The following is a 15,613-nucleotide window of genomic DNA, read 5'->3' on the forward strand; positions in this document are numbered from 1 at the left end:
CTGGTCTTCTTTCGCGCGCTTTCCAGCAGCGGCTTGATGATCTCGAATTGTTCGCGACTGATGTCACTTGGATAGCTTTTTCTCACCCCCTGAGCTTCTCATACCTCAGAGACTTTGAACACGTTCTAAGGCACGGTTTTATGCCCAGGAAATATTGCGACGGTGTTTCTCCATCAGAAAGCTGGGGTTGCGCGAGATTGCAGTAGTCTCGTCGCAGCAGGATTCGGCAAGACTATTGCAACAGGAGCGTTGTGGATCTTTCAGCTCTGATGAACTGTCTTTTGACGCTTTGCGACAGGTGGGAGTGGACCCGCGTTTTTCGGTGGGCTTGTCCGAGATAAACCAAGAATGGTCCAAAGCTGGAGTCGACAAGATCAGGCAGAAGCAAGTGTTCGGGGAGGCTCTGCAAGCCAATGACGCATTGCTTTTGCAATATGTAGGTGCGGGCTTGCTGAGTCAGCATCGCGAGTCGATCAGGTTGGGAGACGTGGAATTCAACGGAGATTCGGCACTGGATACGATGCGCCTGGCCTGGATTGCCGCGGTTTGCGAAGGAACGGGTACGGATTGCGGCGCCGGTGACGCTTACGTTGTCGATGCCTGTGCAAGCCTGAATCTCTGCGAGGAATCGCGCCGTCTTGCGCTGCGTGCGCTGGTTGCCCACAAGCATGGCGAGACGCAGCAGTCCACCTTCGATACAGCGCATGCACTTTTCGTCAAAGCCATCCAGTCGCGGAATGTGTCGCTGTTTTTCCCCGAGTCGGCGCCATAGCGGTGTGCGGGCGTGTACGTGGCCTGGCGCTTAGTCGAAAAACGTGTTTGCATAGTCCCAAACATTCGTGGCTGTATCCAGGCCGAATTCCTAGACTTCATTCCAAGCAATCTTCAAGGAATGGGTCATGTCTGGATCAGCAATCATCAATCGCCGCCGTATCGTTGGCTTGTCGGCAGGCCTTGTCCTGGCAGCCACTGCCGGCATGGGCGCGGCATGGGCGGCTGAAGGCAACTGGCCGACGAAACCTATCACCCTGGTCGTTCCGTATCCGCCGGGCGGCACGAATGACAACGTGGCGCGGCTGATCGCCGAGCAGGTCTCCAGCAAGGCCGGCCAGCCGGTGATCATCGAATACAAGCCCGGCGCGGGCGGCACCATAGGCGCGCAGTTCGTGGCGCGGGCCAGGCCCGATGGCTATACGCTGCTCAATGCCTCGATCGGCAACCTCGCGATCGCGCCGCAGTTGATGCCCGTGCAGTTCGATTCGTTCAAGTCCTTCCAGTCGATTGCCTATATCGGCAGCGGCATCACGACGTTTGCGGTGCGCGCCGATTTTCCGGCGAAGAACCTGCAGGAGCTAGTGGCCCATGCGAAGAAGCACCCGATCACGCTGGGCACTTCGGGCGTGGGCACGCCGGGCCACATGGCCGGCGTCTACTTCCAGCAGATCACCGGCATCCAGATGACGCATGTGCCCTACAAGGGCAGCGCCGCGGCGATCAACGATGCGATCGGCGGCCATGTGGATCTGGTCATCGATCCCTTGAGCACGACGTTCGTGCGCGCCGAAAAGCTCAAGGCCCTGGCCTATTTCGGCACCAGGACGCCGCCCGAAGGGCTCAAGGGCGTGCAGTCGGTGAGCCAGCAGGGCTTTGCCAAGTGGGACGACGCGTTTGGCGGCTCGTTCTTCTGGACCGCGCCCGCGGGCATTCCCGACGCCGTGCAAAAGAAGCTCACGGGCTGGGTGCTCGATGCCCTGGCCACGCCCGAAGTGCGCCAGGCGCTGGTCCAGGTGCAGGTCAGTGCCGCACCCGCGGACGCCGCGGCGACGACGGCCATCGTGCACAAGATGCATGGGCTGGCCAAGGATATCTTTGTGACGCCGCAGCAGCAGCCGGTCGCACTCGCGAAATAAGCGCCGGGACCGGGCCGCGCCAGCGCGCGCCGCCCTGGTCCGCGATGGAAATCCAACAAGGTTGAAGTTCATGCATCTGGGATTGTTTTTGCTGGCCGCGGGCCACCACGCAGGCGGCTGGCGTTATCCCGGCGCGCAGTCGGGCACCGAGAACTTCGATCTGATCACCCGCATCGCCCAGGAAGCCGAAGCGGCGAAGTTCGACATGGTGTTCTTTGGCGACCGCCTGGTCACGACCAAGGACTCGCACCCGTCGATGATCACGCGCCCCGACCCGATGGTGGTGCTGGCGATGCTCGCCGTGCAGACCCGGCATATAGGCCTTGCGGCCACGGCCTCGACGACGTACAGCGACCCGTTCACGCTCGCGCGCTCGCTGGCGTCGGTGGACCTGCTGAGCCAGGGCCGCGCGGCCTGGAACATCGTCACCACGGTGCAGGACGGCTCGGGCAACTTCAGCCGTTCGCTGCACCCCGAGTCGCAGGAGCGCTATGCGATCGCCCAGGAGTTCGTGCAGGTGGTGCAGGGCCTGTGGCGCTCGTGGGAGCGCGACCCCTATGTGCGCGACAAGGAGCGCGGCATCTACATCGATACCGACAAGCTGCACGCGCTCGAGCATGTCGGCAAGTACTTCCAGGTCAAGGGGCCGCTCAATGTCACGCGCAGCCCCCAGGGCGAGCCGGTGCTGATACAGGCCGGTTCGTCGGGCGCGGGCCAGCAGCTGGGCGCGCGCTACGCCGAAGTGATTTTCACGGCCCAGCAGGACCTGCAGGCGGCCCAGGCGTTCTACCAGGCGCTCAAGCAGCAGGTGGCTGCCGCGGGGCGCGATCCGGCCAAGGTCAAGGTCATGCCGGGGCTGATGCCCATCGTCGGCGCAACCGCTGCCGAGGCGCGCGACAAGCTGGCCCAGCTGCAGGCGTTCACCGACCAGAGCAAGGCGCACTACATGCTGTCGGCGGAGCTCGATCTCGATCTCACGGGCTACGACCTCGATGCGCGCGTGCCCGACTTGCCGCAGGACGACGCGAGCTTCAGCCGGCGCAAGCTGCTGCTCAAGCTCGCACGCGAACAGCAACTGACGCTGCGCCAGCTCTACCACCACATTGCGAGCAGCCGCGGCCACCAGGTGGTCGCGGGCACGGCCCAGGAGATTGCCGAGCACATGCTGCACTGGGTCGATGCGGGCGCGGCCGATGGCTTCAACATCATGCCGGCCTACTTCCCCGGCGGCTTCGAGGAATTCACGCGCGCCGTGGTGCCGCTGCTCCAGGAGCGCGGGCGCTTTCGCCGCGAGTACAGCGGCAACACGCTGCGTGCCCATCTGGGCCTGACTGATCCCGTTTGACGTTTGAATCAAGGAACCCCATGTCCGTTTTATTGATCGCCGGCAGCCCGTCGCACACTTCCCGCTCCGCGGCCCTGCTCGAGTCCGTGGGCAAGCGGCTTGCCAAACACCAGGTCGAGGTGACGCAGCTGCAGATCCGCGACCTCGATGCCCAGGCCCTGATCCACGCCGATTTCGCCCATCCCTCGATCGTGCGCGCCGTGCAGCAGGTGGCCGACGCCAAGGTGGTCGTCATTGCCACGCCGGTCTACAAGGCGGCCTACAGCGGCGTGCTCAAGGTGTTTCTCGATCTGCTGCCGCAGACCGGGCTCAAGGGCAAGACCGTGCTGCCGCTGGCCACGGGCGGCAGCCCGCACCACATGCTGGCGCTCGACTATGCGTTGCGCCCCGTGCTGCAGGCGCTGGCCGCCAAGCAGATTCTTCCCGGCATCTATGCCACCGATGCCCAGGTGTTCGTGCTGCCCGAAGGCGCGAGCACGCTGGGCACGGAGCTCGCGGTGCGCGTCGACGAGGCCGTGCATGTGCTGGTCTCCGAAGTGCTGCGTCCCAAGCCGCATGCGGACGCATCGTTCGCGCCCGTGCACTTTTCCCAGGTGCGCTGCAGCGTCTGAGCGCCGCGCTTGCCCCTCTCTTTTCTTTCCACCGGATTTTTTCAGGAGTTTCCCATGACGATTCAAGCCATCAATGTACGCAACCAGTTCAAGGGCAAAGTGCGCGAGATCATTCGCGGTGACGTGGTCTCCGAAGTCGATGTCGAGACGCCCTGGGGTGTGGTGACGTCGGTCATCACCACGCGTTCGGTCAACGACCTGGGGCTGGAGATCGGCTCGGAAGTCGTGGCGCTGGTCAAGTCCACCGAAGTGTCCATCGCCAAGCTTTGAGGCGGGTGCGCGCCGTGTTGGGCGCGCGGGCATGGTTTGAGGGCAGGCCGTCCATCCTTCGACGCGGCCGGCCAGGCGGGCTCAGGGCGAACGGAATCGCCGGTTCGCGCCTCGCCAAGCGAGGATGCGTGGAGCAAACCGTTCTCCCTGAGTCCTGAGCCCGTCGAAGGATCGAAGGGGCAAACGCTTTCCACCATAAAAAAACGCAGTGCCCGAAAGGACACTGCGTTTTTCATTGCGCGGCAATCAGATGGTCTGGAAGCCGTGCGTGGCGTCTTTCTTGAGCTGATCGACCAGACCGAACTCCCAGTCCAGATAGGCCTGCATCGCGCTGCGCGGTGCCTGCGTGCCTTCATACGGGCGGCGATAGCGGTCGATGCGCGGGGACGCGAGCCGGGTTTCGCCGTGCTCCAGCGGCAGTCCGGCCGCGATCCAGGCCTGGGTGCCGCCGGTCAAGGCGAACACCGGCGCATCGGTGGCCTGGCTCAGCGCGTGCACCGCATAGCGTGCCAGCAGGCTGGAGCCGCAGGTCACGACATAGCGCTCGGCCTTGGGGATTGCGGCCAGGGCCTGCGTGAGCTGCGAGCGCAGTGCGAACCAGGCGCCGGGAATGTGGCGCTGCACGTAGTTGGCGCTGCTGGTGAAGTCGAGCACGGCGGTGCGCGGGCCGGCGCCGTCTTCGGCCAGCCATTGCGCCAGCGTGTGCACGGAAACGTCCTGCACCGCGCTCGCATGTGGCGGGTAGCTGGTCGCAGGCTGGCCGACTTCGTCCCAGTCGGCGCTGCCGACGCCGTCGAGCACCCAGGTTTCCCAGCCCATCTGCGCCAGCCACGAGGCGCTCATGTTGGCGCGCACGCCATCGTCGTCGACCAGCACGATGCGCGCGCCGCGCACCGGGGCCACATGGTCGGTTTCCTGCACCAGCTGGCCGCCGGGGTAGTGACGAAAGCCCTGCAGATGGCCGGCCGCGTATTCCTCGGCGCTGCGCACATCGAAGCGGTAGGTGGTGCGCGTGGCTTCGCTTGCGAACTGCGCGAGTTCGGTGCGCGTGGCGCGGCGCACGCCCGCGCGGTCGGCCACGGCGCGCGCGCGCTCGGCGGCCTGGCTGCGCTCGGCTTCCTGGACCGCGGGCGCCTGGCGGTCGGCGCCATGGTCCAGCTGCTGGCCGGCAAGCAGCCAGCCTATCGTGCCGTTGCGCAGCGCCGTGACGCGGTTGGGCAGGCCGGCGTTGATCAGCGATTGCGTGCCTATCAGGCTGCGCGTGCGGCCCGCGCAGTTGACGACGATATGCGTCGCCGCGTCGGGGGCGAGCGCCTGCGCGCGCAGCACCAGTTCGGCGCCGGGCACGCTCACGCCGCCGGGAATGCTCATCGTCTGGTATTCGTCGAAGCGGCGCGCGTCGAGCACCACGACGTCGGCCTTGCTGTCGAGCAGCGCCTTGACTTCCTCGGCAGCCAGCGAGGGCGTGTGGCGCTCGGCTTCCAGCCATTCGCCAAACGACTTGCTGGGCACGTTGACATCGATGAACAGCTCGTAGCCCGCATCCTTCCAGCCCGCGAGGCCGCCCGCGAGCAGATGCACCTGGGTATAGCCCAGCGCCTGCAGGGTGCGCGCCGCGCCTTCGGTCAGGCCTTCGCCGTTGTCGTAGACCGCGATGCGCGTGCCTGGCCGCGGCAGGCGCTGCCAGGCGTCGAGCTCGATGCGGCCTGCGGGCAGATTGGCCGCCCACAGCGGGTGGCCTTGGGCGAATGGCGCTTCCTCGCGCAGGTCGAGCAGCGCGATTTCCTCGCCGGCCAGCAAGGCCTGGCGGATGTCCTGGGGAGTCAGTTGGGGAATGGGGGGCGAGAGGCTCATGTCGGGCTTGCAGAGAGTGGGTGGGAATTCAGTGGGCAGCGTTGGCATAGCCGGAAACAAACGGCTTGACGCCGCCGTCTTCGGTGAACACATGGCGCTGGACCTTGCCGATGTCGGCGCCGTAGACGTGGATGCTGATCGAGACCTGGTCGGCCAGCAGATTGCGCACGCGGTGCACATCGCCGATAGCCGGCGACACGGCCTGCACTTCGCCGGGCAGCAGGCGCTGCGCCGGGCCGTCGGGCTGCCAGCGGCCTTGCGCGTCGCGCGCGAAATGCTGGCCTTCCTCGGCGCCGCGCAGCATGCCGATCAGTCCCCAGACCGTATGGTCATGGATGGGCGTGCCCTGGCCCGGGCCCCAGACAAAGCTGACCACGGAGAAACGGCCTTCTGGGTCGGCGTGCAGCAGAAACTGCTGGTAGTGGGCGGGATGGGGTTGGGCGAAGGCTTCGGGCAGCCAGTCGTCATGGGCGACGAGCGACTGCAGCAGCGGCGTCGCGCCGGCGAGCAAGGCCGCTTCGTCGGCACTGCGCGCAATGGTGTCCGACAGCTGCGCAACGAAGTGCTGCAGGCGCGCAGCGGGCGTGTGGGTTTCAGTAGGCATAGGTGGATTACAGCGTCAGAGCGCGTTGACGTAAAAGCTAATTTCCGCATATGGATTTCTGTTTTTGTTCGTTCCCGCGGCGCGCGCTATTGACTCCAATAGCGGCTCATCTGGTCATGAAACGGCAAGCGTGCGGACCAGCAACAGAACGCCACGAAAGGAACAACGGCATGGACAGCGTACAGAACCGGGACGGAGTGGAAAAGAGGGCGTGGTCGCGCCGTGATCTGCTGCGCGCCGCCGCAGCAGCCGGCCTGGCCGGCTCGGCGGGCATGGTCGCGCAACGCGCCACGGCTGCCGGGCCTTTGCGCCCCATCAAGCTCGCCTGGAACGCGAACGCGATCTGCCTTTCGGCCGCGCCCGTGGCCATCGAACGCGGCATCTTCGAAAAGCACGGGCTCAAGGTGGAGCTGGTCAACTTCGCGGGTGCGACCGATCAGCTGCTGGAAATCATTGCAACCTCCAAGGCCGATGCCGGTCTGGGAATGATCCACCGCTGGATCAAGCCGCTCGAATCAGGCTTCGACGTCAAGCTCGTGGGCAGCTCGCACGGCGGCTGCTCGCGCCTCGTGGGCTATGCGCCCGCGGGCGTCAAGGAACTCAAGCACCTCAAGGGCAAGACGATTGCGGTGTCCGACCTCAATTCGCCGGGCAAGAATTTCTTCTCGGTGCTGCTGACCAAGGCCGGCCTGGACCCTGAACGCGACGTGAACTGGCGCCAGTTTCCCGGCGACATGCTGGGCCTGGCCGTGGAAAAGGGCGAGGCCCATGCGATCGCCGATGGCGACCCTAACCTGCTGCTGATCCAGCGGCGCACCCAGGGCCTGGTCGATCTGGCCACCAACCTGTCGGGCGAATATGCGGCCAAGACCTGCTGCGTGCTGGGCGTCAGCGGCGCGCTGGTGCGCAATGACCGCCCGGCCGCGGCCGCGCTGACGCGCGCCATCGTCGAAGCCTCGGACTTCATCTCCGACAACCCGGCCGAGACGGCGCGCATCTTCAGCCCCTATTCCAAGGTGCCGGAGAGCGACCTGCGCGCCGTGCTGGGCACGCTCACCCACCGCAGCCACCCGGTGGGCAAGCCGCTGCGCGACGAAATCGAGTTCTACGCGCGCGACTTCAAGCTCGTGAAGGTGCTCAAGCCCAGCACCGACCCCGCGCGCTTTGCAGCCCATGTCTACGCGGACGTGCTGTCCTGAAGCCCTGGGCCGCGTCCTATCGATCCATAGAGGAATGCCATGAGTACCCTTGCCGAACATATCCTGCCTGGAAGGGAGGGCCGCCCGGGGCGGGGCCTGCCGGGAGACAGCCGTGCTGGCGCAGACCTCGCCGATGCAGCGCGCCCGGGCGCGGCGCCCGTGGCGCCCAAGGCCGTCGTTGCCAGGTCCGTCACGCCACTCTGGTGGCAAGGCGCGCTGGCGGCGCTGGCCTGGGGGCTGCTCGCGGCGCTCACGCATTTCTGGCCGAATCTGCCCGCGGGCTTTACCGAGTGGGCGTACACCACGGAGTTTGCCGTGGGGGCTGCCTTGATTTCCGGGCTGCTGCTGGCGCTGGTGCTCGCGCCCGAAAGCCTGCGGCCGCTGGCGTTGTTGCGCCACAAGCTGCGACCCGCGGGCGCCTGGCTGGTCGCGCTTTCGCTGGGTTTGATCGCCTGGGAAGTGCTCACGGCCAAGCTCGGCCGCCTGCCCACGCCATTTTTCGCGCCGCCCCAGGCGCTGGTCGAGGTCTATGTGACCGACACCGAACGCCTGGCCGAAAGCGCGCTCAACTCGCTGCGCCTGCTGGCCATAGGCATTGGCATAGGCGCGCTCGTGGGCTTCGTCACGGGCGTGCTGATCGGCTGGTCGCGTACCGCGAGCTACTGGATCCATCCGCTGCTGCGCGTGCTCGGGCCGGTGCCCACGACCGCGCTGCTGCCGGTGAGCTTCTATTTCTTTCCTTCGAGCTGGTCCACCGCGGTATTCCTGATCGCGCTGGGCATGGCCTTTCCCGTCGCCATCCTGACCTGGTCGGGCGTGGCCAGCGTGCACAAGAATTTCTATGACGTGGCGCGCACGCTGGGCGCGTCGCAGTGGTTCCTGGTGCTGCGCGTGGCAATTCCCGCGGCGCTGCCGCAGGTGTTCGTCGGCCTGTTCATGGGCCTGGGCGCGGCGTTCTCGACGCTGGTGGTCGCCGAAATGCTGGGCGTCAAATCAGGCCTGGGCTGGTATCTGACCTGGGCCCAGGGCTGGGCAGCCTACCCGAACATGTACGCCGCGCTGATCCTGATGGCCATCCTGTTTTCCGGCGTCATCACCTTGCTGTTCGCGTTCCGCGACCGCGTGCTCTCCTGGCAGAAAGGCACACTCAAATGGTAGGCACTGCCACCGCAACACGCCCGCTGCAAACGCCGGTGCACCGCTTTCCTGCCGCAGCCAATGCGGCCAGTCATTCCGGCGCCGGCGCGCGCATCGAAGTCCAGGGCGTGAGCCACTGGTTCGCACAGCGCAGCGCGAAAGCCTCGGCCGGCAAGGACAGCGCGGCGGCCAGGCTGCAGGTCATCGACGACCTCGACCTGGATATCGCGCCGGGCGAGTTCGTCGCGCTGCTGGGCCCCAGCGGCTGCGGCAAGAGCACCTTGCTGCGCCTGGTCGCCGGGCTGGAACCCGCGAGCGCGGGCCAATTGCTGCAGGACGGCGAAGCCATCACCGATCCCGATCCTTCGCGCATCGTGGTGTTCCAGGACCCTACGCTGTTTCCCTGGCGCACGGTCTGGGACAACGTCGCGCTGGGATTGCAGGCGCGCGGCCTGCTGAAGTCGCAAAGCCACCGCGTCGACGAGGCGCTGGCGCTGGTGGGGCTGGAGGCCTTTGCGCGCGCGCTGCCGCATGAACTGTCGGGCGGCATGGCGCAGCGCGTGGCGCTGGCGCGCGCGCTGGTCAACGACCCGCGCCTGCTGGTGCTCGACGAGCCGCTGGGCAAGCTCGACTCGCTGACGCGCCTTTCCATGCAGACCGAGCTGGTATCGCTGTGGCAGCGCAAGGGATTCTCGGCGCTGCTGGTGACGCACGATGTAGAGGAAGCGCTGTTCATGGCCCAGCGCGTGGTGGTGTTCTCCGAGCGGCCCGCGCGCATACGCGAAGTGCTGGTCAACGACCTGCCGTACCCGCGCCACCGCGGCGACCCGCGGCTGGTCGAACTGCGCCGCCAGGCGCTGGCGTTGCTCGGACTTGGAGACAGCTGGTAGTGCATGGTTTTGTCGACTGATTTCGTCACCGGCGTACTCGAAGCCCTGTACGCCGTGCAGCTCGCGCTGCGCGATGTGTGGCATGCGCTGGGGCTTTCCGGGGCCGTGGCAGACCAGCCCGCCTGGCCGTTCGCGCAGCGCCTGGCCGCCGAGCGGCTGCTGCTAGAGCCCGGGCATGCGCGCCGCGTGGTGATCACGCTGGCCTGCGTTGCGGTGGCCGTGGTGCTGTTGCTGTTCGCACTGGTGCTTGCCGGGCTGCGGCGTCCCCGGCAGCCTCTTCATGCGCGCCGGCGCAGGCTGTGGCGCCATGGCCTGGTGGCCGGTGCCGCGGCGCTGCTGGTCTTTGCGCCCTGGCCGAACAAGGCCTTGCTCTGGGCGCCGGCCGTGCCGACCAGCCTGCACCGTGCGCCCCAGGCCTTCTCCACGCAGAGCATTGCCCAGGGCCAGGCGGTGTTCACCCAGCATTGTGCGCAATGCCATGGCGCGGATGCGCGTGGCGAAGGCCCGCTGGCCAGCCAGCTCGCCCAGTGGCCGCCGAATCTTGCGGGCGGCCTGCTGTGGAAGCGCCTCGAAGGCGAGCTGTTCTGGCGCGTGCGCCACGGCATGCGCGATGCACGTTCGGGCGCGCAGACCATGCCTGGCGCGCCCGCGCTGTCGGACCAGGAAATCTGGTCGGCACTCGACTACCTGCAGGCCCGGGCTTCAGGCCAGATGCTGCGCGACATGGGCGCCTGGGAGCGACCGGTGCGCCTGCCCGCGAGCCGCCTGAACTGTCGTTATGGCGGCCTGCGCAGCAGCGACAGCCTGCGCGGCCAGCGCCTGCAACTGGTGCTGCCATCCGCGGGCGAGCAGGCCTTGCCGAAGGAAGACCCGCGCTGGGTCACGGTGGTGCTTGGCACGCCGCCCATGGGCGCCGCGCACGCAGCGCCCGAATGCCTGGCCGAGGACCGCGCGCTGCTGCCCGCGCTGGCGTTGCTGCTGGGCGTGGCGCCGCAGGAAGTGCCAGGCCACAGGCTGTTTGTCGATCGCGACGGCTGGCTGCGCGCGCGCTCGGTGCCGGGCCAGGCCGCCTGGTCGGAAGATGATCTGATCTGCCGCAGCGAGTCGGCGCCAGCGCCCCCCGCTGCCGTTGCGGCAGCGGCCGATGCGCCGCCGGCGCAGGGCGTCGATGGCCTGTTGCGCCGCATGGACGCGGACAGGATGCGCCTGGTGCGCGCGGGCTACCCCCACTGAAGCGGCAGCCGCCACTTCACAAAAATCGCACAAGCAAACGCGTTTTTCTTCGTTGGCGTGCGTGCACGGGTCGCCCGATCATGGCGTTTTGCAGCCATTCAAGGAGAAGAGCGATGCCCGTACAGATCATTGGCCTGATTGCACCTCAGGAAGCTTCCGAGACCATTGCGCGCAAGGGGCCGGCGGTCGATACCGACTATGTGCGCACGCTGGCCCAGGCCCATGAGCATGCGGGCTTCGACCGTATCCTGGTGCCCGCGAGCGCGACCAGCCCCGACCCCCTGCTCACGGTGGCGTACGCCGCGGCGCATACGCAGCGCATCAAGTTCCTGCTGGCCCACCGCCCGGGCTTTGTCTCGCCCACGCTCGCGGCGCGCCAGTTCGCGACGCTGGACCACTACACGGGCGGGCGCGTCGCGCTGCATTACATCAGCGGCGGCTCCGACGTCGACCAGCAGCGCGACGGCGACTTCCTGGGCCATGACGAGCGTTACGCGCGCACCGACGAGTACCTCACGGTGCTGCGCCGCGTCTGGACCGAGACCCAGCCTTTCGACCACGAAGGCACCTACTACAAGGCCAAGGGCGCGTTCTCCGAAGTCAAGCCGTTGCAGCAACCCTATGTGCCCATCTTCTTTGGCGGCGCGTCGGAGCCGGCGCTGAAAGTAGCGGGCAAGCATGCCGATGTCTATGCGCTGTGGGGCGAGTCGCTGGCGCAATCGGCGGACCTGGTGCGCCGCGTGCGCGCCGAAGCCGCGGCCCATGGCCGCGAAGTCGAATTCAGCATTTCCTTTCGCCCCATCATCGCCGCGACCGAGCAGCAGGCCTGGGACAAGGCCGAGGAAATTCTTGCCGCCACGCGCAGCAAGCAGGTGCCGATCGCGCATGCGCGCGGCGCCGGCCCGCAGCAAAGCGAAGGCGCGCGCCGCCTGCTCGCCGATGCCGCCAAGGGCGACCGCGTGGACGAACGCCTGTGGACCGCGGTGGCGCGCGAAACCGGCGGCCGCAGCAACTCGACGTCGCTGGTCGGCACGCCCGAGCAGGTGGCCGAAGCGCTGCTCAAGTACTACGACCTGGGCATCACCACGCTGCTGCTGCGGGGCTTCGACCCGCTGCTCGACGCCATCGACTACGGGCGCGAGCTGATTCCGCTGATCCGCGAGAAGGTCGCGCAGCGCGAGGCCCGGCGCACGCTCGAACGCAAGGCGGCCTGAACATGAAACTGGAGATGACCTGGGGGGATACGGCGCGTACATTGGCCGCGGATTTCGGCCAGCGCGCGGCCCTGCATGACCGCGATGGCAGCTTTCCCCATGCCAATTTCGCCGACCTGCAGCAGGCCGGTTTCCTGGCGCTGGCCGCGCCCCGGGCCTTGGGCGGCCAGCAGGCATCGGTGGCCGAACTCGGTGAAGTCATAGGCGCGATAGGCTATGGCTGCCCCGCGACGGCGCTGGTGCTGAGCATGCAATACCTGCAGCAGCGCCACATGGCGCGGCCCGGCTCGGCCTGGCCCGAGCCGCTCGCGCGGCAGCTGGTGCGCGAAGCCACGCAAGGCGTGTCGCTGGCCAACTCCCTGCGCGTGGAGCCCGAACTGGGCACGCCCGCGCGTGGCGGTCTGCCCGCCACGGTGGCCAGGCGCACGCCCGAAGGCTGGCGCCTGAGTGGCCGCAAGATCTACTCGACGGGCGCGCCCATCCTGCGCTGGTACGCGGTCTGGGCGCGCACGGACGACGCCGAGCCGCAGGTCGGTACCTTTCTTGTTCGCGCGGGCAGCCAGGGCGTGCGCATCGAGGAGACCTGGGACCATCTGGGCCTGCGCGCCAGCGGCAGCCATGACGTGATCTTCGACGACGTTTTCACGCCGCTCGACCATGCGATCGGCGTCGCGCCCGTGGGCGCGCAGTCCAGGGACACCAACATGCAGGCCGAGATGACCGTGCTGCTGGGCGCGCTCTACACCGGCGTGGCCCTGGCCGCGCGCGACTGGCTGCTGACCTTTCTGCGCGAGCGCACGCCCGCGAGCCTGGGCGCGCCGCTGGCCACGCTGGCGCGCGTGCAGGAGGCCGTGGGCCGTATCGAAGCCTTGCTGCTGGCCAACCAGCGCCTGATTTCATCCCTGGCGCGCGAGCTGGACCAGGGCGTGCAGGTGCCGCTGGCCGACAGCGGCCTGATCAAGACCCTGGTGATGCGCCAGGCCGTGGAGCTGGTGCAGGAGGCCCTGGCCCTGACCAGCAACCACGGCCTGTCGCGCCGCAACCCGCTCGAGCGCCATCTGCGCGATGTGCTGTGCGGGCGCATCCATACGCCGCAGGAAGACAGTGCGCTGGTGCTGGCCGGGCGGGCGGCGCTGGAGCAGGGGCAGCGGTGAAGCGCAGAGCATGCCCTTCGGTTGAGGGCAGGCCGTTCATGGTTCGACAGGCTCACCACGAACGGAAATGCCACACATACTCTTTGGGCGGGTTTTCACTCCGTTCGCCCTGAGCCTCGCTGCGCGGGCCGGTCGAAGGGCATTTCAGGGCGTGATCGGCATGCTCACTGGTTCCTCCCCACCCATCTCCCCGTCACCGCCCTTGCCGCGACATCCAGCATGAAGCCCAGGCAACCGACCACGACGATGCCCGCCATCAGTTCGTCATAGGCCAAGCGGTCGCGCGTATCGAGAATGAAATAGCCCATGCCCGCGGACACGCCCAGCATTTCGGCCGGCACCAGCACGATCCAGGCGATGCCCAGCGCGAGCCGGAAACCGGTGAGCACATGGGTGAGGATTCCGGGCACAACGATGTGCAGCACGACTTCGGCGCGCGTCGCCGACAGGCTGTGCGCGAGCTGCAGCCAGCTCTTGTCGAGCGCCGCGACGCCGGCCGCGGTATTGAGCATGATGGGCCAGACGGCGGCAAACGTCAGCAGGAACACCACCGGCGCTTCGCCCACGCCCAGCGCCATCACCGCCAGCGGCATCCACGACAGCGGCGAGACCATGCGCAGGAACTGGAACAGCGTTCCCGTGAGCTTGGCGAACAGCGGCGACAGACCCACCCAGATGCCCAGCGGCACGGCGATCAGCAGCGCCAGCAGCAGCGACAGGCCGATGCGCTGCAGGCTCAGCAGGATGTGTTCCCACAGATCGCCCGCGGCCAGCAGCCGGCCCAGCGCCGCGAAGCCGGCCGTGGGCGCGAACGCGTTGCGTATCGCGTCTACATCCGACAGCTGGCGCGCGCCCAGCGACCACAATCCCACGGCCAGCAGCAGGCCGACGATGGGCCAGACCAGACGGTCCGCGGCCCGCTTGATGCCTTTGCTCATGCCGCGATGATTTCCTTGCGCGTGAAGCTTTCGGCATGGCCAAAGGCCTTGAGGCCGCCGACCTGCTTGAGCGCGTTCTTCACGAAGCGGTCATCGACCAGATCCCTGGCGACGAACTTCGGATCGAGCTTTTCAAGAAAGGCCGCATTGCCTTCGACATGCGTGACCTGCAGCGCCTTGACGAGCTCCTCTGTGTACGACGCATAGGGGTAGGGCTGGAAGTCGATGCGCCGCTGGTTCCACTGCGGGTGCTTGATCACGCCATCGCGCGTGTACTGCGCCATCTCGGTCGCGGCCAGCACCTTGGTCAGCACCGGCAGGCCGTGCGGCGTGTACTTGCCTTCGCCGCTGCTCGCCAGCAGCTTGGCGGTATCGAGCTGGTTGTCGCGCGTCCAGAGCTGGGCCTTGACGATGGCGGTGGTGACTTTCTGCGCCCATTCGGGGCGTTCGTTGATGTCGCGCTCGGCCAGCGTCAGCAGGCAGCAGGCGTGGTTCTGCCAGACATCGCCGACGAAGCGCAGCACCTTGCCCACGCCCGAAATCTCGGCCGCGGCGACGAACGGCTCGGCGACGATATAACCCGAGACGGCCTTGGCGGCCAGCGCCGAGACCATTTCCGCGGGCGGCATCACGACCAGATTGACTTCGTCGGCGGCCAGGCTGCCGCTGCGCGCGCGGCTCACGGCCTTGAGGCCGTTGGCGCGCAGCAACTGCTGCAGCACCACGTTGTGGATCGAGTACCAGAACGGAATCGCGACCTGGGTGCCGCCCAGGTCCTTGACCGAGTCGATGTGGCGCGCGACGGCCAGCGCCGAGCCGTTCATGTGGTTCCAGGCCACGACCTTGGCCGCGAACTGCGAGCCGTAGCGCACGAACATGGTCGTAGGCGACAGCAGGTGGACGACGTTGACCTGGCCGGCGACAAAGGCTTCGATGATCTGTGCCCAGGTGCGAAACAGCCGCGGCTTTTCGGTGCGCAGGCCTTCGGCCTCGAACAGCTTGCGGCTGTGGGCGACGAGCAGGGGCGTGGCATCGGTGATCGGCAGGTAGCCTATGCGCACCGGCACATCGTCGCCCTTGTTGGCCTGGGCCATGGCGTCGCCGGCGCGCAGGAAAGGCGTTGCCGCGGCGCTGCTGAGCGCCGCCACCCGCAGCCAGTCGCGGCGGCTGATGCCGCAGTCGCAGGTCGAGGAGGCGCAGATGTGCTGGTAGTTGGGCGCTTGATTTTGCTGGTCCATGGGGCTTGCCTGGCTG

The 15,613-nt window shown here is 67.2% G+C and carries 16 protein-coding genes; 11 read left to right on the forward strand and 5 right to left on the reverse strand.

Features of this window, described 5'->3' with window-relative positions:
* On the reverse strand, nucleotides 1–86 hold an 86-nt coding region (locus GVL12_RS10600; protein WP_368855041.1), incomplete at its 3' end, for a transposase.
* 101 nt (nucleotides 87–187) lie between these two features.
* Between GVL12_RS10600 and GVL12_RS10605 the strand changes: the two genes are divergently transcribed.
* From GVL12_RS10605 to GVL12_RS10625, 5 genes are all read left to right on the forward strand, one after another.
* Complete coding sequence (locus GVL12_RS10605; protein WP_159913641.1) at nucleotides 188–772, forward strand: hypothetical protein; 585 nt, start codon at nucleotides 188–190, stop codon at nucleotides 770–772.
* A gap of 127 nt (nucleotides 773–899) precedes the next feature.
* Nucleotides 900–1,910 carry a tripartite tricarboxylate transporter substrate binding protein gene (locus GVL12_RS10610; RefSeq protein WP_159913643.1) on the forward strand — a complete coding sequence of 337 codons (1,011 nt, stop codon included), beginning with the start codon at nucleotides 900–902 and terminating at the stop codon, nucleotides 1,908–1,910.
* Nucleotides 1,911–1,980: 70 nt separating this feature from the next.
* On the forward strand, nucleotides 1,981–3,255 hold the full coding sequence (locus GVL12_RS10615) for an LLM class flavin-dependent oxidoreductase (protein ID WP_159913645.1): 1,275 nt from the start codon (nucleotides 1,981–1,983) through the stop codon (nucleotides 3,253–3,255).
* 20 nt (nucleotides 3,256–3,275) lie between these two features.
* Nucleotides 3,276–3,866 (forward strand): NADPH-dependent FMN reductase, encoded by a 591-nt coding sequence (ssuE, locus tag GVL12_RS10620; RefSeq protein WP_159913647.1) that lies wholly within the window; start codon nucleotides 3,276–3,278, stop codon nucleotides 3,864–3,866.
* A 54-nt stretch (nucleotides 3,867–3,920) separates the two neighbouring features.
* On the forward strand, nucleotides 3,921–4,136 hold the full coding sequence (locus tag GVL12_RS10625; protein WP_159913649.1) for a molybdopterin-binding protein: 216 nt from the start codon (nucleotides 3,921–3,923) through the stop codon (nucleotides 4,134–4,136).
* Between the two features lie 246 nt (nucleotides 4,137–4,382).
* On the opposite strand, the gene GVL12_RS10630 is transcribed toward GVL12_RS10625, so the two are convergent.
* Both GVL12_RS10630 and GVL12_RS10635 read right to left on the reverse strand, forming a co-directional pair.
* Nucleotides 4,383–5,990, reverse strand: coding sequence for a rhodanese homology domain-containing protein (locus tag GVL12_RS10630; protein WP_159913651.1), 1,608 nt, complete (start codon nucleotides 5,988–5,990; stop codon nucleotides 4,383–4,385).
* Nucleotides 5,991–6,018: 28 nt separating this feature from the next.
* Nucleotides 6,019–6,594, reverse strand: a complete 576-nt coding sequence (locus GVL12_RS10635) for a cysteine dioxygenase (RefSeq protein WP_159913653.1) — start codon at nucleotides 6,592–6,594, stop codon at nucleotides 6,019–6,021.
* A gap of 170 nt (nucleotides 6,595–6,764) precedes the next feature.
* Here GVL12_RS10635 and GVL12_RS10640 point away from each other — a divergent pair, with 170 nt between their 5' ends.
* From GVL12_RS10640 to GVL12_RS10665, 6 genes are all read left to right on the forward strand, one after another.
* Nucleotides 6,765–7,793 (forward strand): ABC transporter substrate-binding protein, encoded by a 1,029-nt coding sequence (locus GVL12_RS10640; protein ID WP_159913655.1) that lies wholly within the window; start codon nucleotides 6,765–6,767, stop codon nucleotides 7,791–7,793.
* Nucleotides 7,794–7,832: 39 nt separating this feature from the next.
* Nucleotides 7,833–8,951, forward strand: a complete 1,119-nt coding sequence (locus GVL12_RS10645) for an ABC transporter permease (RefSeq protein WP_159913657.1) — start codon at nucleotides 7,833–7,835, stop codon at nucleotides 8,949–8,951.
* Nucleotides 8,945–9,820, forward strand: a complete 876-nt coding sequence (locus GVL12_RS10650; protein WP_159913659.1) for an ABC transporter ATP-binding protein — start codon at nucleotides 8,945–8,947, stop codon at nucleotides 9,818–9,820. The genes GVL12_RS10645 and GVL12_RS10650 overlap by 7 nt, the downstream gene beginning before the upstream one ends.
* 3 nt (nucleotides 9,821–9,823) lie before the next feature.
* A complete protein-coding gene (locus tag GVL12_RS10655; RefSeq protein WP_159913661.1) occupies nucleotides 9,824–11,053 on the forward strand; it encodes a cytochrome c in 1,230 nt (409 codons plus the stop codon).
* Between the two features lie 113 nt (nucleotides 11,054–11,166).
* Nucleotides 11,167–12,267 (forward strand): LLM class flavin-dependent oxidoreductase, encoded by a 1,101-nt coding sequence (locus GVL12_RS10660; RefSeq protein WP_159913663.1) that lies wholly within the window; start codon nucleotides 11,167–11,169, stop codon nucleotides 12,265–12,267.
* 2 nt (nucleotides 12,268–12,269) lie between these two features.
* On the forward strand, nucleotides 12,270–13,421 hold the full coding sequence (locus GVL12_RS10665) for an acyl-CoA dehydrogenase family protein (RefSeq protein WP_159913665.1): 1,152 nt from the start codon (nucleotides 12,270–12,272) through the stop codon (nucleotides 13,419–13,421).
* A gap of 164 nt (nucleotides 13,422–13,585) precedes the next feature.
* Here GVL12_RS10665 and GVL12_RS10670 read toward each other — a convergent pair whose 3' ends face one another.
* Both GVL12_RS10670 and GVL12_RS10675 read right to left on the reverse strand, forming a co-directional pair.
* Entirely contained in the window at nucleotides 13,586–14,359 is a 774-nt protein-coding gene (locus GVL12_RS10670) for an ABC transporter permease (protein WP_159913667.1), read from the reverse strand.
* Nucleotides 14,356–15,597 carry an ABC transporter substrate-binding protein gene (locus GVL12_RS10675; protein WP_159913669.1) on the reverse strand — a complete coding sequence of 414 codons (1,242 nt, stop codon included), beginning with the start codon at nucleotides 15,595–15,597 and terminating at the stop codon, nucleotides 14,356–14,358. The genes GVL12_RS10670 and GVL12_RS10675 overlap by 4 nt, the downstream gene beginning before the upstream one ends.
* Nucleotides 15,598–15,613: the final 16 nt, after the last annotated feature.

Source organism: Pantoea sp. 18069, assembly GCF_902706035.1.
Classification (GTDB): domain Bacteria; phylum Pseudomonadota; class Gammaproteobacteria; order Burkholderiales; family Burkholderiaceae_C; genus Comamonas.

Excerpts from the sequence above, each read along its gene's own strand:
- GVL12_RS10655 (WP_159913661.1), top strand. The coding sequence starts at position 9,824 with ATGGTTTTGTCGACTGATTTCGTCACCGGCGTACTCGAAGCCCTGTAC.
- GVL12_RS10660 (WP_159913663.1), top strand. The coding sequence starts at position 11,167 with ATGCCCGTACAGATCATTGGCCTGATTGCACCTCAGGAAGCTTCCGAG.
- GVL12_RS10675 (WP_159913669.1), bottom strand. The coding sequence starts at position 15,597 with ATGGACCAGCAAAATCAAGCGCCCAACTACCAGCACATCTGCGCCTCC.
- GVL12_RS10640 (WP_159913655.1), top strand. The coding sequence starts at position 6,765 with ATGGACAGCGTACAGAACCGGGACGGAGTGGAAAAGAGGGCGTGGTCG.
- GVL12_RS10645 (WP_159913657.1), top strand. The coding sequence starts at position 7,833 with ATGAGTACCCTTGCCGAACATATCCTGCCTGGAAGGGAGGGCCGCCCG.
- GVL12_RS10625 (WP_159913649.1), top strand. The coding sequence starts at position 3,921 with ATGACGATTCAAGCCATCAATGTACGCAACCAGTTCAAGGGCAAAGTG.
- GVL12_RS10670 (WP_159913667.1), bottom strand. The coding sequence starts at position 14,359 with ATGAGCAAAGGCATCAAGCGGGCCGCGGACCGTCTGGTCTGGCCCATC.
- GVL12_RS10610 (WP_159913643.1), top strand. The coding sequence starts at position 900 with ATGTCTGGATCAGCAATCATCAATCGCCGCCGTATCGTTGGCTTGTCG.
- GVL12_RS10615 (WP_159913645.1), top strand. The coding sequence starts at position 1,981 with ATGCATCTGGGATTGTTTTTGCTGGCCGCGGGCCACCACGCAGGCGGC.
- GVL12_RS10635 (WP_159913653.1), bottom strand. The coding sequence starts at position 6,594 with ATGCCTACTGAAACCCACACGCCCGCTGCGCGCCTGCAGCACTTCGTT.
- GVL12_RS10650 (WP_159913659.1), top strand. The coding sequence starts at position 8,945 with ATGGTAGGCACTGCCACCGCAACACGCCCGCTGCAAACGCCGGTGCAC.
- GVL12_RS10630 (WP_159913651.1), bottom strand. The coding sequence starts at position 5,990 with ATGAGCCTCTCGCCCCCCATTCCCCAACTGACTCCCCAGGACATCCGC.
- ssuE (WP_159913647.1), top strand. The coding sequence starts at position 3,276 with ATGTCCGTTTTATTGATCGCCGGCAGCCCGTCGCACACTTCCCGCTCC.
- GVL12_RS10665 (WP_159913665.1), top strand. The coding sequence starts at position 12,270 with ATGAAACTGGAGATGACCTGGGGGGATACGGCGCGTACATTGGCCGCG.